This window comes from Methylobacterium sp. PvP105, assembly GCF_017876975.1.
Classification (GTDB): domain Bacteria; phylum Pseudomonadota; class Alphaproteobacteria; order Rhizobiales; family Beijerinckiaceae; genus Methylobacterium; species Methylobacterium radiotolerans.
The window spans coordinates 3,408,021-3,423,011 of record NZ_JAGIPA010000001.1 but is presented as its reverse complement, the minus strand read 5'-3'; the positions used below and the strand labels follow the sequence as shown (position 1 = coordinate 3,423,011).

The following is a 14,991-nucleotide window of genomic DNA, read 5'->3' as shown; positions in this document are numbered from 1 at the left end:
GTCTGTGGCCGCGGCTTACTTCGTCAGCTCATTGCCGCTGTAGTCGATCTTGCCGTCCGGCCCCTTCTTCCACTCGTACATGACGTAGTCGGGCCGGGTGATGTCGCCCTTCTTGTCGTAGGCGATCGGTCCGACCACCGTGTCCACCGGCTTGCCCTGGTGCAGCCACTCGGCGAGCTTCTTGCCGTCGCTGGAGCCCGTCTCGGCCATCGCCTTCGCCAGGACCTGCACGGCCGCGTACGAGTAGAGGGTGTAGCCCTCGGGATCGATGTTCTTGGCCTTGAACGCGGCGAGCGCCGCCTTGGCGTTCGGGTTCTTGCGGGCGTCCGGCGGGAAGGTGGTCAGCGTGCCCTCGGCGGCGGGACCGGCGATCGCCACGAGCTCGCGGTCGACCATGCCGTCGCCGCCCATCATCGGCGCCTTCAGGCCCTGGTCGCGCATCTGGCGCAGGATCAGCCCGGCCTCGGTGTAGTAGCCGCCGAAATAGACGACGTCGACGTTGGCGGACTTCAGCTTGGAGACGAGGGCGGAGTAATCCTTCTCGCCCGGGTTGATGCCCTCGAACATCACGTCCTTGCCGCCCTTGGCCTTGAGGGCCTTCAGGGTCTCGTCGGCCAGGCCCTTGCCGTAGGGCGTCTTGTCGTGGACGAAGGCGATCTTCTTGCCCTTGAAGTGCTCGGCCAGGTAGTTGCCCGCCACCGCGCCCTGCTGGTCGTCGCGGCCGCAGGTGCGGAACGTGTTCCACATCCCGCGCTCGGTGAACTTCACGTTCGTGGAGGCCGGCGTGACCTGGATGATGCCGGCGTCGAGGTAGACGTCGGAGGCCGGGATCGAGACGCCGGAATTGTAGTCGCCGACGACCATCTTCACGCCGTCGCTGGCGAACTTGTTGGCCACCGAGACGCCCTGCTTCGGGTCGGAGGCGTCGTCGCCGACCGTGACGGTCAGCGTCGTGCCCTTCAGCGTGCCGGCCTTGTTGAGGTCCTCGACCGCCTGGCTCGCACCGTTCTTGAGCTGCGCGCCGATGGCGGCGCTGTTGCCGGTGATCGGCGCGGCGACGCCGAGCTTGACCTCGGCGGCCTGCGCAGCCGCCACCATCGCGCCGAGGGCGAGCCCGGCCAGCAGAATCGATCTCATCGCGTACTTCCCCTAGATGTCAGGACCGCACGTGCGGATCCGGCCGCACTCATCGGACCTCGCCGGCCGCGGGCGCCCGCGCGCGCCAGGTCAGCGGTGAGGTCTTCTCGTAGAGCCAGCGGTACTGGCTCGTCATCTGGCGCGTCCGCGTGTAGCGGAAGCCCGCCGCGCCGATGATCATGACGACGACCGCGTCGACCGCATAGTAGTGCAGCGACAGCAGGGTGCCCGAAAACAGGGCGTAATGGATGAAGCGCACGGCGGCTGCCACCAGGAGCAGCGCCAGGGCGCATTGCCAGAACGGCCGCCAGCCCCGGGCGATGCCGCGGGCCGCCATCCAGCCGGCCCAGCCGCCCATGACGACGGTCACGAGCAGGAACAGCCAGGCCGACGGCTCCTCGTACAGGATCCCCTGCAGCATGCTCATGTCCCGACCGGGCCGGCATGGCCCCCTTCCAGATAGGCGGCCTGAACGTTCGGATCGTCGAGCAGCGCCCGCCCGGTCCCGCTCATGGTGACCCGGCCGTTGACCAGCACGTAGCCGCGATGGGCGAGCTTGAGGGCGTGGTAGGCGTTCTGCTCGACGAGGAAGATCGTCATGCCGTCGGTCCGGTTCAGCTCCCGGATCGCGTCGAAGATGCCCTTCACCACCAGGGGCGCGAGGCCGAGGGACGGCTCGTCGAGGAGCAGCAGCCGCGGGCGGCTCATCAGCGCCCGGGCGATGGCCAGCATCTGCTGCTCGCCCCCCGACATGGTGCCGGCGCGCTGGTTCAGGCGCTCCTTCACCCGCGGGAACAGGGTGCAGACCTTCTCCAGATCCTCGGCGAAGAAGCGCCCGTCGTGGAGCGCGGCGCCCATCTGGAGGTTCTCGTAGACCGTCATGCGCGGGAAGACCCGGCGCCCCTCCGGCGACTGGGCGATGCCGAGCCGGGCGATGGCGTGGGTCGGCAGCCGGGTGATGTCGCGCCCGTCGTAGGTGATCGTCCCCGACCGCGCCTGCGGGCTGCCGAAGATCGTCATCATCAGGGTCGACTTGCCGGCGCCGTTGGCGCCGATCAGCGTGACGATCTCGCCCTCGGCGACGTCGAGATCGACCCCGCGCAGGGCGGCGACGCTGCCGTAATAGGTCGAGACGTCGCGCACCGCGAGGAGCGGCGGCTTCTTCCCCGCCTGGATCGCCCGGGTCTCCTCGACCAGGACGTTGATGCCGGCGACGCTCATGCCGACGCTCCCGTGTGCGCCGCGTCCCCGTGCGGCACGGTGATCCCGACCTCGGCCTCCACGGCCTCGACCTCCTCGTCCTCGACGCCGAGATAGGCGGCGATCACCTTCGGGTCGGCCCGCACCTCGGCCGGGGAGCCGTCGGCGATCTTCACGCCGTAATCGAGCACGACCACGTGGTCGGAGATCTCCATCACCACCGACATGTCGTGCTCGATCAGCAGCACCGAGGTGTCGTGCGCGTCGCGGATGTGGCGCAGGAGGCCGTTCAGCTCGGCCGATTCCCGGGGGTTGAGGCCGGCTGCCGGCTCGTCGAGGCAGAGCAGGACCGGGTCGGTGCACATCGCCCGGGCGATCTCCAGGCGCCGCTGGGCGCCGTAGGGCAGGGCGCCCGCAGGATCGTCCGCCCGCGCCATCAGGTCGATGCGCTCGAGCCAGGCCTTCGCCCGCTCGATCGCGGCGTCCTGCGCGTCCCGGTAGGTCCTGAGACCGAGAAGCCCCAGGATCGTGTAGCCCGACGCGCGCATCAGCGGCGCGTGCTGGGCGACCAGCAGGTTCTCCAGGACGGTCATGCCCTGGAACAGGCGGATGTTCTGGAAGGTCCGGGCGACCCGCGCGGTGCGGTTGACCTTGTGGTTGGGAAGCCGCTCCAGCAGATGCGACGTGCCGTCGGCGTGCGCCAGCGTCAGCATGCCCTCGGTCGGCTTGTAGAAGCCGGTGATGCAGTTGAACACCGTGGTCTTGCCGGCCCCGTTCGGGCCGATCAGCGCGGTGATGTCGCCGCGGCGTGCCTCGAAGGACAGGTCGGAGACGGCGGTGAGGCCGCCGAACCGCATGGTCAGGTGCTCGACCGTGAGCACCGGCGGGGGGAGAGGTGACGTCGCCATCAGCCGTGCCCCTCGCTGACGTGGGCGCCCGAGACCGCGCGCCGCTGGCCCAGCGACACCGACGGCATGCGCTCGGAGATCAGGCCGCGGGGTCGCCAGACCATCATGGCGACCATGGCCAGCCCGAACAGGAGCAGGCGGTACTCGCTGGGGTCGAAGCCCTCGCCGAACACGGCCTTCAGGAAGCCGAGGTTGCGCAGCATCTCCGGGCCGCCGACCATCGCCACCGCGGCTATGGCGACGCCGACCTGGCTGCCCATGCCGCCCAGCACCACGATCGCCAGGATGATGGCGCTCTCGAGGAAGTTGAAGCTCTCCGGGCTGATGAAGCCCTGGCGCACGGCGAAGAACGAGCCCGCGAAGCCCCCGAAGGCCGCGCCCAGCGCGAAGGCCGTGAGCTTCGTGGCCGTCGTGTCGATGCCCAGCGACCGGCAGGCGATCTCGTCCTCGCGCAGGGCCTCCCAGGCCCGCCCGATCGGCAGGCGGCGCAGGCGCAGGGTGACGAAGTTGGTGATCAGGGCCAGCGCCAGAATCAGGTAGTACAGGAAGACGAGGCGGTGCATCGAGTCGTACGGGATGCCGAAGGTCGCCGCGAACCCGCCCTCGCCCGCCGTGAACGGGATGCCGAAGAAGGTCGCCCGCGGGATCGACGAGATGCCCGCGCCGCCGCCGGTGACGTCGGTCCAGTTGATCAGGACGAGGCGGATGATCTCGCCGAAGGCCAGGGTGACGATGGCGAGGTAGTCGCCGCGCAGGCGCAGCACCGGGAAGCCGAGGATCATCCCCCACAGGCCCGCGAACAGGCCCGCCAGCGGCAGGCAGACCCAGAACGACAGGCCGAAGGTGGTCGAGAGCAGCGCGTAGGAGTAGGCCCCCACCGCGTAGAAGGCGACGTAGCCGAGGTCGAGGAGGCCCGCGAGGCCGACCACGATGTTCAGGCCCCAGCCGAGCATCACGTAGGTGAGGATCAGGATGCCGAGGTCGATCCAGTAGCGGGCCGAGGACAGGCCGCCGGTCGCCAGCGCGGAGATCATCGGCAGGGTCAGCGCGACGAAGATGAACAGCCAGAGACCGACCTTCGAGGTCTTCTGCCCGACGTCGGGCTCGCCGTGCACCGCCTCGGTGGCTTGGGCCGGGGCGGGGGTCAGCGCCCGCCGCGCGTCGCGGCGGAGCAGCACGAGGCGCTGGACGAGGCGCAGCACGAAGATCGCCGCGCAGAGCGCCGCCACCAGCCCCCAGCGCGGCACCAGCACCAGCTCGGTCCCGGGCCCGGGATCGGTGCGGAAGGCGATGATCGGGACGCAGAGGCCGAAGGTGACGAGGGCGTAGAGGGCGGCGTCGCGCAGGATGCCGGCCATCGCGGAGCCGGGGAGAGCGTTCTGCGAGGCGGCCATCAGACTTTCTCGACCTCGGGCCGGCCCAGGATGCCCGACGGCATGAAGATCAGGACGATCGCCAGGATCGAGAAGGCGGCGACGTCCTTGTACTCGATGGAGAAATAGGCCGACCAGAAGGTCTCGATCAGGCCGATGATCAGGCCGCCGAGCACCGCCCCGGGCAGGGAGCCGATGCCGCCGAGCACCGCCGCCGTGAAGGCCTTCACGCCGGGCACGAACCCGTCCGAGAAGGACACGACGCCGTAGTACATGAGGTAGAGGACGCCCGCGACGGCCGCGAGCGCCGCGCCGAGCACGAAGGTCAGCGAGATCGTGCGGTCGACGTCGATGCCGAGCAGCGCCGCCATCTTGCGGTCCTGCTCGCAGGCGCGCTGCGCCCGGCCGAAGGGCGTGCGCTGCACGAGGTACCAGAAGCCGGTGAGCAGCACGGCGGTCACCGCCATGATCAGCACCTGCTTCCAGGCCAGGAACACCGCGTAGCCGTCGCGCTCGAACAGGGTGATGCCGCCCGACAGCATCGGCGGGGTCGGCTTGTTGCGCGCGCCCTGCACGACCTGCACGAAGTTCGACAGGAAGATCGAGACGCCGATCGCCGAGATCAGGGGCGCCAGCCGGAACGAGCCGCGCAGCGGCCGGTAGGCCACCCGCTCGATCGCCCAGCCCCACAGGGCGGTGAGCGCCATGGCGACCACCAGCACCACCAGGAAGGCCAGCGCGATGGAGCTGACCCCGAGCCAGACCGTCAGCAGCAGGAAGGTGATGAGCGCGATGAAGCAGGAGACCATGAAGACGTCGCCGTGGGCGAAGTTCACCATGCCGATGATGCCGAACACCATCGTGTAGCCGATCGCGATCAGGCCGTAGATCGAGCCGAGCGTCAGCCCGTTGATGAGCTGCTGTACGAAGACGTCCATGAACTCTCGCGCGCAGGTTGCTTGGGCCGCCTACGGAGAGCGCAGGCAGCTTGGCGGGGCAAGTCTCGTACCGCAGCCGTAGCACACCGGCCACAGGTTTCATCGCCGCCCGAGCGTCGCGTGAAAACAGTCGACCACGCCAGTAACGCCCCCTGGCCGGGCTTGCGTGTGGCGCAGTTCCTGCGACACGTTAACGAATTGAAATGCTCGATCATCCCGGGCCCGTGCGAGGAGCAGTACCGATGGCAGGGTCGCGACTCACGACGATGATCTTCGTCGGCATGCTCCTCGGAATCGCCGTCGGCTACGCCTGCAGCATCACCTGGCCCGACCCGCAGACCGCCAAGGAGATCGCCGGCTACATCGCGCTGGTCTCCGACGTGTTCCTGCGGCTGATCAAGATGATCATCGCGCCGCTGGTCTTCTCCACGCTGGTGGTCGGCATCGCGCATCTCGGGGACACGGCGTCGGTCGGCCGGGTCGGCGGCAAGGCGCTGCTCTGGTTCGTCGGCGCCTCGTTCTGCTCGCTGATGCTCGGCCTCATCATGGTCAACCTGATGCAGCCCGGCCACAACCTGAACCTGCCGCTGCCAGATGCCGGGGCCGGCACCGGGCTCAAGGCGGCCTCGCTCTCGCTCAAGGAGTTCGTGACGCACCTCGTGCCGAAGAGCGCCGTCGAGGCGATGGCCAACAACGAGATCCTGCAGATCGTGGTCTTCTCGATCTTCTTCGGCGTGGGCCTCGCCGCCCTCGGCGAGAAGGGGCGCCTGCTCGCGCAGGGTATCGAGGGCGTCGCCGACGTGATGCTCAAGGTGACGGGCTACGTGATGATGTTCGCCCCCGTGGCGGTGTTCGCCGCCATCGCGGCGACCATCACCACGCAGGGCATCGGCGTGCTGATCACCTACGGCAAGTTCCTCGTGGAGTTCTACATCGGCCTCGGCGTGCTCTGGGTGCTGCTGATGGGGGTCGGCTTCCTGATGCTCGGGGCCGGCGGCATCGCGCGGCTGTTCAACCTGATCAAGGAGCCCTTCGTCCTGGCCTTCTCGACCGCGTCGAGCGAGGCGGCCTACCCGAAGATGCTGACGAACCTGGAGAAGTTCGGGGTGCCGAACCGCATCACGTCGTTCGTTCTGCCGATGGGCTACTCGTTCAACCTCGACGGCTCGATGATGTACTGCACCTTCGCGGTGATGTTCATCGCGCAGGCCTACAACATCCCGCTGAGCTGGGGCCAGCAGCTCACGATGCTGCTCCTGCTGATGGTGACCTCGAAGGGCATGGCCGGCGTGCCGCGCGCCTCGCTGGTGGTGATCTCGGCGACGCTGTCGCACTTCAACATCCCGGAGGCCGGGCTGCTGCTGATCATCGGGATCGACCAGTTCCTCGACATGGGCCGGTCGGCCACCAACGTGCTGGGCAACAGCGTCGCCACCGTGGCGGTCGCCAAGTGGGAGGGCCAGCTCAGCACCACCGACCAGCGCCTCGACCATGTCGGCACGGTGGCCTCGCCCGCGGAGTAGGGGCCGGTCCCGGGAAATCTGCGCGCGCCGGGATGGCGGGCGCAAGAAGGCCGCTCTCATGAGCGCTCTCACGGGTGCCCGGAATCGCGGCGTGGCTTGTGCGGTGCCCTTCGGAGGCCGAGTGATGACGATGCGACTCGTCGCGGTTGTGGTGCTGGCGCTGGCGGCGACGCCTGCCTCCGCCGTCGAGGTGCTCACCGGGACACTCAGGAGCGTCGCCGAGCGCGGGGAGATCGTCCTCGGCTACCGGGAGAGCTCGGTGCCGTTCTCCTTCGTGGAGGGCAAGCAGCCGGACGGCAGCCCCCGCCCGATCGGCTACGCCATCGACCTCTGCGGCGAGATCGCCGACGACGTCCAGGCGGCGATCGGCCGGCCCGTGAAGATCCGCTACGCGCCGGTCACCGCCGAGACGCGCATCGAGGCGGTGACCTCCGGCAAGATCGACCTCGAGTGCGGCTCGACCACCGCCAATGCCGAGCGCCGCAAGCAGGTCGCCTTCTCGCCCGTGGACTACATCAGCGCGACGCAACTGCTGGTGAGGCGCGGATCGGGCATCGCCTCCTACCGGGATCTCGGCGGGAGGACCGTCGTGGTGACGGCCGGCACCACCAACGAGAAGGCCGTGCGCGACCAGCTCGCCCGCCTGAAGATCAACGCGCAGGTGGTGACCGCCCCAGACCATGCCGCCTCCTACGCGATGGTGAAGGCCGGCAAGGCCGACGCCTTCGCCACCGACGACGTGCTGCTCTACGGGCTGATCGCGACGGACGCGAAGGACGGGGCGGACTACACGGTCCTGCCCGACAAGCTCTCCTACGAGCCCTACGGCATCATGTTCCGCAAGGACGACCCGGAACTCGCCGGCCTCGTGCAGCAGACCTTCACCCGGCTCGCCGAAACCCGGGCGCTGCGCTGGACCTACGAGCGCTGGTTCCTCAAGCGGCTGCCCAACGGCGAGCGCCTCGACATCCCGATGTCGAACGACCTGCGGGTGAGCTTCCAGCTGATGGGCCTCGACGGGGGCGAGTGACCGGCGCGGGGTCGGTACGGCGCCTCGCTTTCGCCCAACCGGCGCGCGAGGAGATCCGGCCTGACCGCCTCCCTCCGCGAGCGTGCCTCCGCCCATGCCGATCGCCGCGCACTGTCCGAAACCGCCCGCCCTTCTGCTGGCCGCCGCCCTCGGCTGCGCCGCCTCGGCCGCCGCCGCCCACCCGCATGTCTGGGTGACCGCCAAGGCCCAGCTCGTCTACGAGGGCGGCAAGCTCGTCGGCGTCCGCGACACGTGGAGCTTCGACCCCGAGTACACGGCCTTCGTCACGCAGGGCCTCGACACCGACAAAGACGGCAAGCTCAGCCCGGAGGAACTCGCCGGGCTCGCCGCCGAGAACACCGCCAACCTCGCCGAGTTCGGCTACTTCACGAAGCTGAAGGTCGGCGGCAAGGACCAGGCCTTCGGCGATCCGAAGGAGCCGGCGGCGCATATGGACGACCGGGCGCTGGTCATGACCTTCCTGCTGCCCCTCAAGACTCCGGTCCAGCAGGGGCGGGGGGTCGCCGCGCTGGAGGTCTACGACCCGACCTACTTCGTCGCCTTCTCGTTCGCCGAGGGCGCCGACGCCGCGACCCTCGCGGGGGCGCCCCAGGGCTGCGCCGCCACGGTCACCCGGCCGAAGACCGAGCAGCCGAAGACGGCCGATGCCGGGTCGCCGGGCATGACCGAGGCCTTCTTCGAGGCGCTCACCGCCGCCTCGACCTACGGGGTGCAGTTCGCCAGCCGGGTCCTCGTGGCATGTCCGTAGGCGTCGGGATCGTCGCCCCCGCCGGGGCGGGGCGGCTGGGGCTGAGGCTCGGCCTCATGGCCGCGGCCATCGCGCTGGCCGCGTTGCTGGCGGCCGCGATCGCGTGGCTCGTCGCGCCCGGCCTCGCCGCGCCGCCGCCGCGCTCGCCCTTCGGCATCGGCTTCCGGGAGGCCGCCCCGGCCGCCACGGGGCTCGGCGGCGTGATCCTGGCGCTCCAGGCGAGCTTCTCCCGCAGCCTCAACGCCGCGGTGAGCGCGCTGCGGGGCGGCGGCAGCTGGACCCCGCTCATCGGTCTCGCCTTCGCGTACGGCGTGTTCCACGCCGCCGGCCCGGGCCACGGCAAGGCGGTGATCGCGGGCTACATCCTGGCGGGGGAGCGGGCGCTCCGGCGCGGCGCCGCGCTGAGCGTCCTCGCCGCGCTGCTCCAGGCCTGCGTGGCCGGGGCGATCGTCGGGCTCGGCACGCTGGCCCTCAACGCCACGGCGGCGAGCATCACCCGGGCCGGCACCCTGATCGAGACCGTGAGCTTCGCCCTCGTCGCGCTGATCGGGCTGGTCCTGACGTGGCGCAAGGCCGGCCGCCTCGCCAATCTCGGCGCGGGCTGCGGACCGGGCTGCAACCACCTGCCCGGTCCGCAGGCCCTCGACACCCTCGACACGTGGCGCGAGCGCGCCGGGGTGGTGCTGGCGGCGGGCACGCGCCCCTGCGCGGGGGCGGTGCTGGTCCTGGTCTTCGCGGTGTCGCAGGGCGTGCCCGGGGCGGGCGTGCTGGCGGTCCTGGCGATGGCCCTCGGCACGGCGGTGACCACGACCGCGCTGGCCTGCCTCGCGGTCTTCGCCAAGCGGATGGCGCTGCGCCTCGCGGGCGGACGGGGGCAGGCCGGGCTGCTGGCGCTCGGCGGCCTCGAGCTCGTCGCCGCCGCCTTCGTGCTGGTCCTGGGCACCGCGATGCTCTCCGGCCTCGCGCCGGGCCTCGGCGGATGAAGGGCCTCGCCTTCCGGGGCGCGGCGTGCCACGCTGCGCGACCGAGACGGAGAGCGCGCCGATGCATCCCGACTTCGCGACGATCCTGAACTGGCGTCTGCTCGCCGGATCGCATCCCTTCCCCGGCCCCGACGGCGGGACCTGCATCAACGAGGCGGCGATCGTGGCCGCGGGGCTGCCCTACCGGGCGATACGCTCCAGCGCCGACTGCCCGCCCTGCTTCTCGCGGCCGGCCGCGGCCTACGCCCTCGGGCTCAACGACGCCATGCCGGACGAGGCGCGGCCCCAGCTGATGGCCTTCGTCCTGCGCCTGTCGGGCAGCGCCGACACCCCGGAGATCGAGGCCGCCCGCACCCGGCGGCTGGCGCTGGAGAGCGTCCGCCGCATCCTGGCGCCGCTCTGCGCCGTCGCCGGCCTGGCGGCGGACGCGGAAGCCTGCGCGGGCGCGCCGGACTGGCCCGCGGCCCTGGCGGCGGCGAACGCGGCCGCGTGGCGGGCCGGCGCCCGCGCGCAGGCGGCCGCCCAGGCGCGGCGCTGGCGCGAGGGCGCCCTCACCGCCGCGGCGTCCCGCACCGCGACGGCCGCGCAACGGGCGGGCGAGGACGCGCGCTGCGCCGCGGAGGTGGCCGAGGGCGCGGCGCCCTTCGTGGCCGGGACCTGGGGCGAGGCCTGCGCGATCCTCGCGGACGTCCTCGCCATCGGCCGGCAGGCGCCCGAGATCGCCCTCGCCGGCGCCCGTCAGCGCTTGGACGCGGCGCGCGCCGGGGTGCCGGCCTGATCAGGCCGCCGCGGGCGCGGCGTCGAGATCCAGCTCGATCGACCCGCAATTCTCCAGGAACGTGCCGGTCAGGTGGTAGAAGAACGTGCCGTGGCCGACCACCGCGATGGTGGTCTCCGGCCGGGCCCGCAGCCAGTCGCGGAACGCCGCGACCCGGGCGTCGAACAGGGGGCGCGGCTCCACCGGGTAGCCGCCGACCTCGCAGCCCGGCTCCGCGTGCCACCAGACCTCGGGCAGGTGCCCGACATCGAGGTGCGGGAACTCCGCGGCGATCTCCGAGGCGGCCCGGCCGACGTCGCAGCTGCTCTCCTGGCACTCGCGGTGCAGCACCTCGACGAGCACGTGCGGCCGGCTCGGATGCTCGCCGAACAGGATCGCGGCGGTCTCGATGGCGCGGGTCAGGGGCGAGACCACCACGAGATCGAAGGGGATCGCCCGGAGGCGCTCCCGCGCGGCCCGGGCCTGGGCTTGGCCGAGCTCGGTCAGGCGCGCGTCGGGCAGGCCGGGATCGCCGCGCCCGAGCTTGTGCGCGGCGTTGAAGGTCGACTGCCCGTGGCGGATGCAGACGATGCGGGTCGTATCGGGCATGGCTCGCGGCGATGTGTCGGGATGGAGGGCGCGCGTCGGATCGGTCACGCGAAGCGGCCGCCGCGCTGGATGACCTCGATCTTGTAACCGTCCGGGTCGGTGGCGAAGAAGAACCGCGCGAGCACGTCGTCCCCGTGCTTGAGGGTCTTGACGTCGGTGGCGGTGAAGCCCTCGCGCCGGTGCCGGGCGTGCTCGGCCTCCACGTCGTCGACCACGAAGGCGATGTGCCCGTAGCCGTCGCCGAGATCGTAGGGCTTGTCGCGGCCCTTGTTCACCGTGAGCTCCAGCTCGAACGGCGAGGCCGGGTCCCGCATGTAGACGAGGGTGAAGTCCGGGAAGTCGAACCGGTCGGAGACCTCGAGGCCGAAGGCCCGGGCGTAGTAGTCGCGCGCGCGCTCCTCCTCGAGGACGCGGATCATGGCGTGGACGGGCTTGGACATGCGCTCGGGATTCCGTGGGCACGCGGGCGGCGTGCAGGGCCTTCTATGTGGAGCCCGACGCATCCGCCGGAAAGGTGGGCCGCGACCACGGGCCTCGCAGCCCCCCGCAGCCCAGCCCCTGCACCCGCAATCGTCCCGGTGCATATCCGAGGAGGGCAACCGCGCGAATGGCGCCGGTATTTTCGATGACAAGTATCCTGAGTTGGCGTGCAATCTTAGTTGTTTTAATGGTTCTAATGTCGGTATTCGAACTAAATCATTGCTTTAAGGTGAAATCAATATCACATTCGGCCACAATAAAATGTACATTGCGCACGTCTCTTGACACGAAAAGTCGATTAGCATCTTCTTTACACGTGTTGATCAGGGTCATGCATCAACTAATCTACGCGAGTCAGCTTTCCTGATCTGGGGCATGAACGCCGTGCTACGCCTATCCAATATCAATGTGCTGCCCAAGCTGTTGGGCGTCATCGCTTTAATCGGTGCGATCGTCGGCGGCTGCGTCTGGTACGCCCAGTCACGAATGACCACGATCGACGACGGCTACAGCCGCTTCATCAATAACGAGGCGGCCGCCGTCGGAGAGGCGCGCCGGCTCAATCGCCTGGTCATCGAACTCAACTACTTCGTCTACCGGATCATCGCGGAGACCGAGGCGGGACAGATGCAGGCGGCCGACAGGGGCTTCGAAGCGGCCGTCCCGCAGGTGAACGCGCTGCTTCCCGTCCTTCGCGCGCACGCACCGGCCTTCGTGGCGAAGATCGACGAGCAGAGCGCCCGCATCGAACGCTATCTCCGTGACGTGAGCGAGGTGCGCCGGCTGGGCATCGCCAACCAGAACGACCAGGCGATCGCGCTCGTCCACTCGGCGATCGACCCGATCTTCTCGAGCCTCCTCGCCGACGGCAACGCCCTGGCCGAAGACATCAGGCTCTACATGGAGAAGGGTTCGGACGACCTGACCGAACAGACCGACGCGACCCGTCGGACCCTGCTGGTCGTGAGCGGCCTCGGGATGCTGGCGGGCCTGATCGCGGCGACCTTCATCGCGACGATCGGGATCGCGCGCCCGCTCGACCGCTTGGTCAAGGTCCTGCAGCGCATGGCGCAGGGCGAGATCGACGCCCAGATCAAGGAAGCCGCGCGCCGGGACGAGATCGGCGCCGTCGGCAAGGCGGTCGAGGGCATCAAGGCCATGGTCGCCCGCAAGGCCGCCGAGGAGGCCGAGGTCAAGCGCCTGGCCGACGCGGCCGCGGCCGCCGAGCGGAAACGCACCATGATCGAGCTCGCCGACGGCTTCGAGCGCGCCGTCGGAAGCATCGTCGGGATGGTGTCCTCCTCGGCGACGGAGCTGCAGACGACCGCCCAGGCCATGACGTCGAGCGCCACCGAGACCGCCAGCCAGTCCACCACCGTGGCGGCCGCCGCCGAGCAGGCCTCCGCCAACGTCCAGACAGTCGCGGCCGCCGCCGAGGAGCTGGGCTCCTCCGTGCAGGAGATCGGCCGGCAGGTGCTCGGCTCGGCCAACCTCGCCCAGACGGCGGTCGGCGAGGCCGACGAGACCCACCACCTGGTCCAGGCGCTGACCCAGGCGGCCGCCCGCATCGGCGAGGTGATCGGGCTGATCTCCAACATCGCCGCTCAGACCAACCTCCTGGCGCTGAACGCCACCATCGAGGCGGCGCGCGCCGGCGAGGCGGGCCGCGGCTTCGCGGTGGTGGCCACCGAGGTCAAGGAGCTGGCGGGGCAGACCGCGCGCGCCACCGAGGAGATCAGCCAGCAGATCGCCCAGATCCAGGGCGTGACCGGCCAGGCGGTCTCCGCCATCGACGCAATCGCCGGGCGGATCCGGGAGATCAACGGTGTGGCCACCACCATCGCGGCAGCGGTGGAGCAGCAGGGGGCTGCGACCCAGGAGATCGTCCGCAACGTCGCCCAGGCGGCCACCGGAACGGATCAGGTGACGAGCAACATCGTGGGCGTGGCCCAGGCCTCCGAGGCGACGGGTGCCGCCGCCACGCAGGTGCTCGGCGCAGCCAGCGCGCTATCGCGCCAGTCGGAGCAGCTCGGCACCGAGGTGTCCCGCTTCCTCGCGACCGTTCGGGCCGCCTGAGGTCAGGCGCCGATCCGCAGGACCTCCGTCCGGGTGCCGGCCTGCGCGAAGGCGCCGGGGTCGGCGCCCGTCATCCAGACCTGCCCGGGGAGCGCCTCCAGGGCCTCGAACAGGCCGGCCCGGCGGCGGGGATCGAGGTGGGCCGCCACCTCGTCGAGGAGAATCAGCGGGGCGATGCCGCTCATGGCGCGAACCAGCCGCGCGTGGGCGAGGACGAGCCCGATCAGCAGCGCCTTCTGCTCACCCGTGGACGCCGTGCCGGCGGGCACGTCCTTGGGGCCGTGGCGGACCACGAGGTCGCTGCTCTGCGGGCCGATCAGGGTGCGCCCGGCGGCCCGGTCCCGGTTTCGGCCGTTGCGGAGCGCCATGCGGTAGCGGTCCTCGGCCTCGATGGCGGGCCAGACCGCCACGAGATCGTCGAGGTCGCCCTCCAGGCGGATGGCGGCCCAGGGAAAGGGCTGCGCGTCGTCCCGGGTCTCGGCGATCAGCCGGTCGAGGCGCTCGGCGGTCTCGCGCCGGGCAAGCGCCACGGCGACGCCCAGCTCGGCGACCTCCCGCTCCACGGCGTCGAGCCAGCGTTCGTCGTCGGGCCGCTCCTCCAGGAGGCGGTTGCGCGAGCGCAGGGCCCGCTCCATCGCGGAGACCCGGGCGCCGTGGGCGGCGTCGACCGCCAGCACGAGCCGGTCGAGGAACCGCCGCCGGTCGCCGGCCGCGCCGCGGAACAGCCCGTCGAGGTCGGGGGTCAGCCAGACGACCCGCAGGAACTCGCTGAACGCCACCGGCGAGGCGGCGGTGGCGCCGTCGATCCGGCAGAGCCGGCTCGCCCGCCCGTCGGGTCCCGGTGGCTCCAGCCCGGTTCCGAGGCGGTGCTCGGCGCCCTCGCGGTCGAGGGTGAGCGAGACCGCGAAGCCCCCCGGGCCGCCGCTGCGCGCCATGGCGGCGAACTCCGCCCGGCGCAGGCCGCGGCCCGGCACGAACAGCGACAGCGCCTCGAGCAGGTTGGTCTTGCCCGCGCCGTTCTCCCCGACCAGCGCGACGAAGCGGGCCCGGGGCGTCAGTTCGAGGTCCGCGTGGTTGCGGAAGTCGCGGGCGATCAGTCGGGTGACGCGCAGAGAGGACCCGTCGGGCTCGCCCCGCGGATCGGAGACGTCGCTCATCGGTGGACCGAGGGGTCAACCGAGGGGCCGAGACGCGCCGCGCTCAACCGT

General features: G+C 70.8%; 15 protein-coding genes. 6 read left to right on the top strand and 9 right to left on the bottom strand.

What is annotated here, in order from left to right:
• Positions 1 to 15: 15 nt before the first annotated feature.
• Genes J3A75_RS16755 through J3A75_RS16730 form a run of 6 tightly spaced genes read right to left on the bottom strand, consistent with a single transcriptional unit; the run spans position 16 to position 5,556 of the window.
• On the bottom strand, positions 16 to 1,137 hold the full coding sequence (locus tag J3A75_RS16755; protein ID WP_012319222.1) for a branched-chain amino acid ABC transporter substrate-binding protein: 1,122 nt from the start codon (positions 1,135 to 1,137) through the stop codon (positions 16 to 18).
• Positions 1,138 to 1,186: 49 nt separating this feature from the next.
• Positions 1,187 to 1,555, bottom strand: coding sequence for a DUF6867 family protein (locus J3A75_RS16750; protein WP_041372610.1), 369 nt, complete (start codon positions 1,553 to 1,555; stop codon positions 1,187 to 1,189).
• A gap of 5 nt (positions 1,556 to 1,560) precedes the next feature.
• The gene (locus J3A75_RS16745; RefSeq protein ID WP_012319220.1) at positions 1,561 to 2,358 is read right to left on the bottom strand and encodes an ABC transporter ATP-binding protein; all 798 of its coding nucleotides are present in this window, start codon (positions 2,356 to 2,358) and stop codon (positions 1,561 to 1,563) included.
• Complete coding sequence (locus J3A75_RS16740; RefSeq protein ID WP_024830082.1) at positions 2,355 to 3,245, bottom strand: ABC transporter ATP-binding protein; 891 nt, start codon at positions 3,243 to 3,245, stop codon at positions 2,355 to 2,357. The genes J3A75_RS16745 and J3A75_RS16740 overlap by 4 nt, the downstream gene beginning before the upstream one ends.
• Positions 3,245 to 4,639 carry a high-affinity branched-chain amino acid ABC transporter permease LivM gene (livM, locus tag J3A75_RS16735; RefSeq protein ID WP_070999485.1) on the bottom strand — a complete coding sequence of 465 codons (1,395 nt, stop codon included), beginning with the start codon at positions 4,637 to 4,639 and terminating at the stop codon, positions 3,245 to 3,247. Before livM ends, J3A75_RS16740 begins: the two co-directional genes overlap by 1 nt.
• Positions 4,639 to 5,556, bottom strand: coding sequence for a branched-chain amino acid ABC transporter permease (locus J3A75_RS16730; RefSeq protein ID WP_012319217.1), 918 nt, complete (start codon positions 5,554 to 5,556; stop codon positions 4,639 to 4,641). Before J3A75_RS16730 ends, livM begins: the two co-directional genes overlap by 1 nt.
• Positions 5,557 to 5,798: 242 nt before the next feature.
• On the opposite strand from J3A75_RS16730, the gene J3A75_RS16725 reads away from it, so the two are divergent.
• The 5 genes from J3A75_RS16725 to J3A75_RS16705 all read left to right on the top strand — a co-directional run bounded on the left by J3A75_RS16725 (position 5,799) and on the right by J3A75_RS16705 (position 10,639).
• On the top strand, positions 5,799 to 7,079 hold the full coding sequence (locus J3A75_RS16725) for a dicarboxylate/amino acid:cation symporter (protein ID WP_012319216.1): 1,281 nt from the start codon (positions 5,799 to 5,801) through the stop codon (positions 7,077 to 7,079).
• 124 nt (positions 7,080 to 7,203) lie between these two features.
• The gene (locus J3A75_RS16720; protein WP_024830083.1) at positions 7,204 to 8,109 is read left to right on the top strand and encodes an amino acid ABC transporter substrate-binding protein; all 906 of its coding nucleotides are present in this window, start codon (positions 7,204 to 7,206) and stop codon (positions 8,107 to 8,109) included.
• 94 nt (positions 8,110 to 8,203) lie between these two features.
• Positions 8,204 to 8,878, top strand: coding sequence for a DUF1007 family protein (locus J3A75_RS16715; RefSeq protein ID WP_012319214.1), 675 nt, complete (start codon positions 8,204 to 8,206; stop codon positions 8,876 to 8,878).
• Complete coding sequence (locus J3A75_RS16710; protein WP_012319213.1) at positions 8,869 to 9,861, top strand: nickel/cobalt transporter; 993 nt, start codon at positions 8,869 to 8,871, stop codon at positions 9,859 to 9,861. The genes J3A75_RS16715 and J3A75_RS16710 overlap by 10 nt, the downstream gene beginning before the upstream one ends.
• Before the next feature lie 61 nt (positions 9,862 to 9,922).
• The gene (locus J3A75_RS16705) at positions 9,923 to 10,639 is read left to right on the top strand and encodes a hypothetical protein (protein ID WP_024830085.1); all 717 of its coding nucleotides are present in this window, start codon (positions 9,923 to 9,925) and stop codon (positions 10,637 to 10,639) included.
• Here J3A75_RS16705 and J3A75_RS16700 read toward each other — a convergent pair whose 3' ends face one another.
• Together J3A75_RS16700 and J3A75_RS16695 are read right to left on the bottom strand one after the other, a co-directional pair.
• On the bottom strand, positions 10,640 to 11,227 hold the full coding sequence (locus tag J3A75_RS16700) for a histidine phosphatase family protein (RefSeq protein ID WP_012319211.1): 588 nt from the start codon (positions 11,225 to 11,227) through the stop codon (positions 10,640 to 10,642).
• 44 nt (positions 11,228 to 11,271) lie between these two features.
• On the bottom strand, positions 11,272 to 11,667 hold the full coding sequence (locus J3A75_RS16695) for a VOC family protein (RefSeq protein WP_012319210.1): 396 nt from the start codon (positions 11,665 to 11,667) through the stop codon (positions 11,272 to 11,274).
• A 415-nt stretch (positions 11,668 to 12,082) separates the two neighbouring features.
• Between J3A75_RS16695 and J3A75_RS16690 the strand changes: the two genes are divergently transcribed.
• The gene (locus tag J3A75_RS16690) at positions 12,083 to 13,783 is read left to right on the top strand and encodes a methyl-accepting chemotaxis protein (RefSeq protein WP_012319209.1); all 1,701 of its coding nucleotides are present in this window, start codon (positions 12,083 to 12,085) and stop codon (positions 13,781 to 13,783) included.
• 2 nt (positions 13,784 to 13,785) lie between these two features.
• Here the strand turns inward: J3A75_RS16690 and recF are convergent, their stop codons facing one another.
• Positions 13,786 to 14,940, bottom strand: coding sequence for a DNA replication/repair protein RecF (recF, locus tag J3A75_RS16685; protein ID WP_209650520.1), 1,155 nt, complete (start codon positions 14,938 to 14,940; stop codon positions 13,786 to 13,788).
• Positions 14,941 to 14,991 lie beyond the last annotated feature (51 nt).